Source organism: Gelidibacter sp. (assembly GCF_039916245.1).
Taxonomy (GTDB): domain Bacteria; phylum Bacteroidota; class Bacteroidia; order Flavobacteriales; family Flavobacteriaceae; genus Gelidibacter.
In genome coordinates this window covers 1-7,578 of the sequence record NZ_JBDSLS010000050.1, presented here as the reverse complement: position 1 = coordinate 7,578, position 7,578 = coordinate 1, and the positions used below count along the sequence as shown (strand labels likewise).

8 protein-coding genes are annotated in these 7,578 nt (G+C 37.8%); 4 read left to right on the top strand and 4 right to left on the bottom strand.

What is annotated here, in order from left to right; translation table 11 throughout:
- Nucleotides 1–394: 394 nt before the first annotated feature.
- Nucleotides 395–877 (top strand): hypothetical protein, encoded by a 483-nt coding sequence (locus ABIQ28_RS02515; protein WP_348035173.1) that lies wholly within the window; start codon nt 395–397, stop codon nt 875–877.
- A gap of 321 nt (nt 878–1,198) precedes the next feature.
- Here ABIQ28_RS02515 and hemL read toward each other — a convergent pair whose 3' ends face one another.
- Genes hemL through ABIQ28_RS02495 form a run of 4 tightly spaced genes read right to left on the bottom strand, consistent with a single transcriptional unit; the run spans nt 1,199 to nt 4,576 of the window.
- Nucleotides 1,199–2,485 carry a glutamate-1-semialdehyde 2,1-aminomutase gene (hemL, locus tag ABIQ28_RS02510; protein WP_348035172.1) on the bottom strand — a complete coding sequence of 429 codons (1,287 nt, stop codon included), beginning with the start codon at nt 2,483–2,485 and terminating at the stop codon, nt 1,199–1,201.
- An 8-nt stretch (nt 2,486–2,493) separates the two neighbouring features.
- Nucleotides 2,494–3,330 (bottom strand): glucosaminidase domain-containing protein, encoded by an 837-nt coding sequence (locus ABIQ28_RS02505; protein ID WP_348035171.1) that lies wholly within the window; start codon nt 3,328–3,330, stop codon nt 2,494–2,496.
- 5 nt (nt 3,331–3,335) lie between these two features.
- The gene (locus ABIQ28_RS02500) at nt 3,336–4,247 is read right to left on the bottom strand and encodes a pyridoxal-phosphate dependent enzyme (RefSeq protein WP_348035170.1); all 912 of its coding nucleotides are present in this window, start codon (nt 4,245–4,247) and stop codon (nt 3,336–3,338) included.
- The gene (locus ABIQ28_RS02495; RefSeq protein WP_348035169.1) at nt 4,244–4,576 is read right to left on the bottom strand and encodes a hypothetical protein; all 333 of its coding nucleotides are present in this window, start codon (nt 4,574–4,576) and stop codon (nt 4,244–4,246) included. The genes ABIQ28_RS02500 and ABIQ28_RS02495 overlap by 4 nt, the downstream gene beginning before the upstream one ends.
- Before the next feature lie 49 nt (nt 4,577–4,625).
- Here ABIQ28_RS02495 and ABIQ28_RS02490 point away from each other — a divergent pair, with 49 nt between their 5' ends.
- The 3 genes from ABIQ28_RS02490 (at nt 4,626) to ABIQ28_RS02480 (ending at nt 7,461) form a co-directional block, all read left to right on the top strand.
- Nucleotides 4,626–4,787, top strand: coding sequence for a DUF5522 domain-containing protein (locus ABIQ28_RS02490; RefSeq protein WP_348035168.1), 162 nt, complete (start codon nt 4,626–4,628; stop codon nt 4,785–4,787).
- 14 nt (nt 4,788–4,801) lie between these two features.
- Nucleotides 4,802–6,796 (top strand): urocanate hydratase, encoded by a 1,995-nt coding sequence (locus ABIQ28_RS02485; protein WP_348035174.1) that lies wholly within the window; start codon nt 4,802–4,804, stop codon nt 6,794–6,796.
- 125 nt (nt 6,797–6,921) lie between these two features.
- Complete coding sequence (locus tag ABIQ28_RS02480) at nt 6,922–7,461, top strand: DUF4136 domain-containing protein (RefSeq protein WP_348035167.1); 540 nt, start codon at nt 6,922–6,924, stop codon at nt 7,459–7,461.
- Nucleotides 7,462–7,578: the final 117 nt, after the last annotated feature.

Below are 7,578 nucleotides of genomic sequence, written 5' to 3'. Positions count from 1 at the left end.
GAATTTTTATGGCAACTTCTTCCGAAATAACTTTATTTCTTACCAATTCTGGCAATTCGTCAACAAGTCTTGATTTCATTCGTATTGATTTTTATGTTAAATGTAATCTTTTATTTCTTATGCTTTTTTCAGATTTTCCACCGATAGATGTTTCGTTTTAAACCCCACAATTAGAGTTAAACAAAAACCTTCTAAATGAACATTTGCCAAGTAATATTAGTAAAAATGAACTTTCCACTAATTTGCTTCATTGAAATTAACTGCATTATTAAGCAGGATAATTTATCTGACTAACAATGAACAAACAATTGTTAAAATTTCCAACATCTTATCCCATCTTTAAACCATTCCTTTCACTCTCAGTCCTAGAAGTGTAACCTTTAAAAATAGAGACATGAAAAAAATAGTAATGATAATGATCGCAGTCGCAACTTTACAAGTATCTGCACAAGAACAAAAAAGAGAAGTTAGAAAACAGCGCATGGAGTCTAAAACCTCATATTCTCCTGAAGAAATGGCACAACTCCAAGCCAAAAAAATGACTTTAATTTTGGATTTAAGTGACAAACAACAAAAGGAGATGTCCGCAGTATTCTTGGAACAAGCCAAATTGAGACAAAGCAAAAAAGAGGCTTATTTAAAATCTAAGGAAAAAGCAGAAGTCAAGACTTGGTCAAAAGAAGAGCGTTTCAAAATGGCCAACGCACGATTGGATCAGCAAATTGAAATGAAGAAAAAAATGAAAAGCATTTTATCTTCAGAACAATATGAGAAATGGGGAAAAATGAATGAAAAACGTGATCAGCATAGTAAAAGATATGCCAGGCATTCTAAAAACAAAAGCCGCCAAATGACCCCAAAAGAAGTCATAAAATAAGCTTCAACAGAGCATCATTAAAAATCAAAAAGGGAATTTCTAATTGGAAACTCCCTCTTTTTTTATATGAAAATTGTTGTTTGATTAAAACATGCAGTACTCAGCGTTACCTGATGGGAATAGAGGTTTTTAAAGTTTTGTTCAACAATACACTTCTTCTATTCTTTAATACAAACGCTTATAAAAATCAATAATTGGACGGGGTCTTAAATTTTAAGCCCAATGCTTAACGCTTTACGGCACAAATCTATATTCTATGTTCTATCAACACAGTGGTCTTGATTCTTTTAGTTGACAGTATTGATTACAAATCTGTGTAAACTAAAGCGTTTTACAAACTTTATCCACTGCATTGATGGTCGCATCCAAATCTTCATAACTTAAGGCATCGCAAATAAACCAGGTTTCAAATGCACTTGGTGCGATATATACACCTTCATTCAGCATACCGTGAAAAAACTTTTTAAAGGTTTCATTATTGGCTTTTGCAGCGGTTTCAAAATCAAACACTTCATGCGCTTCAAAATGAATGGAAATCATGGATCCCATACGGTTAATGGTATGTTTAACATTATTGGCCAACAGCACTTTTTCCATCCCCTGATGTAAGTATTCTGTTTTTTCGGCTAAACGCCTAAAGACAGTTCTGTCCTTGTTCAAATGTTGCAACATGGCCAAACCTGCCGCCATTGCCAATGGATTTCCGCTTAAAGTTCCTGCTTGATATACTGGGCCAATCGGCGCCAGATAATTCATAATTTCATTTCGGGCAGCAAAAGCGCCTACTGGAAGACCGCCACCGATTACTTTTCCAAAGCAAACAATATCAGCATCCACCCCATATAATTCTTGCGCACCACCTGCCGCCAATCTAAAACCGGTCATGACCTCATCAAAAATCAACAGAATTCCATGTGCGTCACATAAAGTTCTTAGTTTATGTAAGAAATCATCTTTTGGTGGAATACAGCCCATATTTCCTGCAACAGGCTCAATGATGATACAGGCGATTTCGCCTTTGTTCGCCACTACTAATTCCGTAACGTTTGAAATATCATTATACTTTGCTAAAAGCGTGTCTTTGGCTGTTCCTTGAGTTACTCCTGGACTATTAGGTGTGCCAAATGTGATCGCACCAGAACCCGCAGCAATTAAAAATGAATCACTATGACCGTGGTAACATCCAGCAAATTTGATGATTTTGTCCTTCCCGGTAAATCCACGCGCCAAGCGCACCGCACTCATACAAGCTTCTGTACCTGAGTTGACAAATCGGATTTTATCGATATTTGGCACCATCGAAATTGCCAATTCTGCAATTTCAGTTTCTATGGCCGTGGGCATTCCGAAGGAAGTCCCTTGTTTTGCCTTTTCGATTACGGCATCGACCACTGGATCAAAAGCGTGACCAAGAATCATCGGTCCCCATGAATTGATATAATCAATGTATTTGTTGCCATCTTCATCATGCACATAAGCACCTTTGGCAGATTTCGCGAAAATTGGCGTTCCACCTACGGCACCAAATGCTCTTACAGGCGAATTGACGCCTCCTGGAATAACTTTTTCTGCCTCTTTGAATAGGCTACTACTACGTTGGTATAACATGAATAAATTTATTTTACAATGAGAATTTGACCTAACTGTAAATTACTGTTGGTCATTCCGTTGAGTTTTTGCAATTCGTTTACTGAAAGATTATAGCGTTTTGAAAGCGAATACATCGTATCACCCTTTTCAACTTTATGTGTTAAATTAGAGGTGATATCAACGTTTTTAGGTCTAGAAGACGTTTTTCCTAAAACTTCCTGATCATATTTATACAACTGAAAACGCTCAATCAAACTGATTAATTTGTCAGGATATTTTCTATCGGTAGCATAACCTGCCGCTCTTAAACCTTTTGCCCAGCCTTCGTAATCGTCAAGATCCAATTCGAATAATTTTGCATAGCGACCTCTGGAAGTTAAAAACTCTGAATGGTCATCAAACGATTGCTCGGCATGTTTATATTTTCTAAAACATTCTTGTGAGGCATCATCATCATGAAATATCTTATCGCCAGACCAGCCATGGCATTTTATTCCGAAGTGATTATTGCCTTCCACCGCCAATCGTCCTCTGCCGGATCCCGATTCTAAAATTCCCTGGGCCAAAGTAATGCTCGCCGGAATTTTATGTTCTCGCATTTTTCGCTGAGCGATAAGGCTAAAATCTGCAATATAAACTTCAGTAATATTGCCACTGCTTGAAGGTTTTGGAGCAGTTACAATGGGAGCGTTAGTAACAGGTTCCTCGCGTTCTTTAACGGAAGGCTCTGGTTTTTCATGTTTCTTGACAACATGCTCGGTTTTTGCTTTTTTCTTTTTGGTCGTTATCTTCTTCTTGGAACCACAACTTACAACGGTCGAGACCAACATTAAAACCATTACTATTCTTACAAAAAACTTCATATTTATTAACTAATTAAAGGCATTTGCTTTTGTTTTAAACGTTCATTCATTCCCGAAATTCCTTGTAAACCACCGGTATGTATGACCAAAATTTTTGAATGTGCGGGAAAATAACCCTTTTTCAATAAATCCATAACGCCAAACATCAACTTTCCGGTGTACACAGGGTCCAGAGGAATCTGATAATTTCGCTTAAACTGATTCATAAAACTGATTAATTCGGTATTTATTTTTGCATAACCGCCAAAATGATATTCCTTAATAAGTTGCCAGTTTAACTTTTTTGCAAACTTACTAATTTCTTCTTGTAAAAAATCACCTTTTAACGCGGGAAAACCCAGAATCTTCTGATGTGGTTTTGAGGCATTTATAATTCCAGAAATAGTGCCTCCCGTCCCAACAGAACAGCAGATATAATCATAGTCAAAATCTTCATCACTTAAAATTTCCTCACAGCCTTTGATCGCATAATCATTGGTGCCACCTTCCGGAATTAAATAGAAATCACCGAACTCATCTTTTAAATTGCTGATAAAGTCTTCTGAAGTCTTTTCTCTAAAGTCTTCCCTCGACACAAATTTGAAACGCATGCCACAGCTTTCGGCAAATTTCAAGGTCGCATTTGTATTTACTTGATCTACCAACTCCTCTCCGCGGATAACGCCAATCGTATTAAAACCGAATGCCTGACCGGCAGCGGCCACAGCAGCAATATGATTTGAAAAAGCGCCTCCAAAAGTTAATAAGCTTTGCTTATTTTCAATGCCTGCTTTCTTTAGATTGTATTTTAATTTGCGGTATTTGTTTCCCGAAATGAAGGGATGGATAAGATCTTCTCTTTTTACAGAAAGTACTTGATTAAAATTTGGACCTAGATTTAAGGTCTGATTTTCCGAAAGATGGACTTTGAAATTCATGGTTTACAAAGATATTTTAAAAAATTCCAAAATGGACGTTTTTTAAGATATTCTAAGTCCTGTTCATTTTGATAGGCCTCACGCTCAAATGAAATATTCCGATAGGCTTGATGCCAATTTTTATAATGAAGATATCGCACTAAAAACTCCAATCCATACCAGATAAAAAATGGAAGAATCAAAAGTTCCAATTGCTGCTTGAGATGAATGCGTTCATGATTTACAAAAACTCTATTATGCTTGAGATGTGCGTGTTTAACAAACACAAACGGAAATAAAGTGATGCCAGTATAACCTTTGGGAACCATATATTTTGAAACTAAAATCATGTGTATCGCATTTCAAAAATCTTTCTAATTTACACTATCTTTGTTAGATATGAAGAAAATTGTGCCAGTTGAAGAAGGCGATTATTACTTAACACCTGAGGGCTACCGTTGTTTTACCGAACAATACCATCTCAAACGTGGCTATTGTTGCGAAAGCGGCTGCAGACATTGTCCCTATGGTTTTGATAAAACTAAATTAAAAAGAAACTAATGCAAATCACCTCCATTTCTTTTAAAGATCAAATTTTAGAAGGCATCCCAAGCGTTTTACCTCCAGTGAAACCTTATGATGACACCATCAATCATGCGCCAAAACGCAAAGAAATTTTATCTGCTGAAGAAAAAAAGTTGGCCCTACAAAATGCACTCCGTTATTTTGATCCAAGTCAACATGCTGAATTACTTCCTGAATTTAAAAATGAATTAGAGACCTACGGACGGATTTATATGTACCGTTTGCGTCCCGATTATAGAATGTACGCGCGACCTTTGGATGCCTATCCTGCGCAATCCAAACAAGCGGCCGCTATCATGCTGATGATCCAAAACAATCTCGATTATGCCGTGGCACAACATCCTCATGAACTCATCACTTATGGTGGTAATGGCGCCGTGTTTTCAAACTGGGCACAGTACCGATTGACCATGAAGTATTTGGCCGAAATGAATGATGAGCAGACGCTGACCATATATTCTGGCCATCCCATGGGTTTATTCCCTAGTCATAAAGAAGCACCGAGAGTCGTGGTTACCAATGGGATGATGATTCCAAATTATTCAAAACCTGACGATTGGGAGAAATTCAACGCTTTAGGAGTTACACAATACGGACAAATGACTGCCGGAAGTTATATGTATATCGGTCCGCAAGGCATTGTGCATGGCACGACGATCACGGTTTTAAATGGTTTTAGAAAAATAAACAAATCGCCAAGAGGCAATCTATTTGTCACATCTGGATTAGGCGGGATGTCGGGAGCGCAACCTAAAGCAGGAACGATCGCTGGTTGTATAACAGTTTGCGCTGAAGTAAATCCGAAAATTACACAAGTGCGCTTGGATCAAGGTTGGATTGATGAAAAAATCACCGATTTAGATCAACTTGTAGCTCGTGTTAAAAAGGCCAAAGCCGATGAAGAAACCGTTTCCATTGCTTATTTAGGAAATATCGTTGATGTATGGGAAAAGTTTGATGAAGAAAACATACATATCGATTTAGGAAGTGACCAAACCTCACTTCACAATCCTTGGGCAGGCGGCTATTATCCCGTAGAAATCTCTTTTGAAGATGCCAATACGATGATGGCAAACAATCCAGAACTCTTCAGGGAAAAAGTACAGGAAACTTTACGTCGTCATGCCAAAGCAATTAATAAGCACACCAATAAAGGCACTTACTTTTTTGATTATGGCAACGCCTTTCTTTTAGAAGCCTCGCGCGCAGGTGCTGACGTAATGTCTGATCATCCAACCTTGGGCCGTGAATTTAAATTCCCAAGTTATGTTCAGGACATTATGGGACCTATGTGTTTTGATTATGGTTTCGGACCTTTTAGATGGGTTTGCACCTCAGGAAAACCAGAAGACCTAGCAAAAACAGATGCCATTGCCTGTAAGGTTTTAGAAGAAATAAAACTCAATTCTCCCGATGAAATCCAGCAGCAAATGACTGATAACATCCAATGGATTAAAGGGGCTCAAGAAAATAAATTGGTAGTCGGTTCTCAAGCCCGAATTTTATACGCAGATGCTGAAGGCCGAATGAAAATTGCACAAGCTTTTAATGATGCGATCGCAAAAGGAGATATCGGCTATGTGGTATTAGGTCGTGATCATCATGATGTATCAGGCACAGATTCCCCATACCGTGAAACCTCAAACATCTACGACGGCTCGCGCTTTACGGCAGATATGGCCATCCAAAACGTCATCGGAGATAGCTTCAGAGGCGCCACTTGGGTAAGCATTCACAATGGCGGCGGCGTTGGCTGGGGCGAGGTTATTAATGGTGGATTTGGTATGATTCTTGATGGTACTAAGGACGCCGAAAGACGTTTAAAGTCCATGCTTTTTTGGGATGTTAACAATGGTATTTCAAGACGTAGTTGGGCAAGAAATGAAGGCGCCATTTTCGCAATAAAACGCGCCATGGCAATTGAACCCAATTTAAAGGTCACAATTCCAAATCTAGTGGATATAGATTTATTGAACTCATTATAAAACTAAATAAAAATGCTATGAAAAATTTGAAAAATTTTCACGAACACCTAAACAATATATGCGGCGTGAGTAAAAAATTAAAAAATGTTTATGAGTACCTTAATCTAAGCACCTTTAGCACAAGAATGATTAAAGCAATTCCAGTTTTGATGCTGTTTGTTTTAATCGCTTCTTGCAGCTCCGTAAGGGTTGCAACAGATTATGACAAGAATGCAGATTTCAACCAATACAAAACCTTTGCTTTTTTCAAATCGGGTATTGACAAGGCTGAAATTAGTGATCTTGACAAACGTCGTATCTTAAGAGCGATAGAGACTGAATTGCTGGCGAAAGGTTTTACAAAATCTGAAAACCCAGACCTTCTGGTCAGTATTTTTACAAAATCCCGTGAAAAAGTCAATGTTTATAACAATAGCTTAGGCTACGGTCCTTATGGATACGGATGGGGTTGGAGTCCGTATTACTGGAATGCTGGATATAGCAATGTATCTACCTCAACTGAAGGAACCCTTTATGTGGATTTAATAGATGCCAAGAAAAAAGAATTGGTATGGCAAGGTATGGGAATTGGCTATTTAACCCAAAGTACAAACAAGAAAGAAGAGCGCATTAATGAATTTGTGGCTAAAATCATGGAGAAATATCCTCCAGGAATGTCGAAATAACATAAGATTAAACATCTATAAAAGCATCGGTTTTAATTAATTGATGCTTTTTTTATGCTTAAAAATGACAGTAAAAACAACTTGTTTTATAAAACATCACTTCACAGTTGTAGAATA

What these genes read in the sequence shown, in the direction of transcription:
- ABIQ28_RS02505 (WP_348035171.1), bottom strand. Translation starts at nt 3,330, where the DNA reads ATGAAGTTTTTTGTAAGAATAGTAATGGTTTTAATGTTGGTCTCGACC.
- ABIQ28_RS02490 (WP_348035168.1), top strand. Translation starts at nt 4,626, where the DNA reads ATGAAGAAAATTGTGCCAGTTGAAGAAGGCGATTATTACTTAACACCT.
- ABIQ28_RS02495 (WP_348035169.1), bottom strand. Translation starts at nt 4,576, where the DNA reads ATGATTTTAGTTTCAAAATATATGGTTCCCAAAGGTTATACTGGCATC.
- ABIQ28_RS02480 (WP_348035167.1), top strand. Translation starts at nt 6,922, where the DNA reads ATGATTAAAGCAATTCCAGTTTTGATGCTGTTTGTTTTAATCGCTTCT.
- ABIQ28_RS02500 (WP_348035170.1), bottom strand. Translation starts at nt 4,247, where the DNA reads ATGAATTTCAAAGTCCATCTTTCGGAAAATCAGACCTTAAATCTAGGT.
- ABIQ28_RS02515 (WP_348035173.1), top strand. Translation starts at nt 395, where the DNA reads ATGAAAAAAATAGTAATGATAATGATCGCAGTCGCAACTTTACAAGTA.
- hemL (WP_348035172.1), bottom strand. Translation starts at nt 2,485, where the DNA reads ATGTTATACCAACGTAGTAGTAGCCTATTCAAAGAGGCAGAAAAAGTT.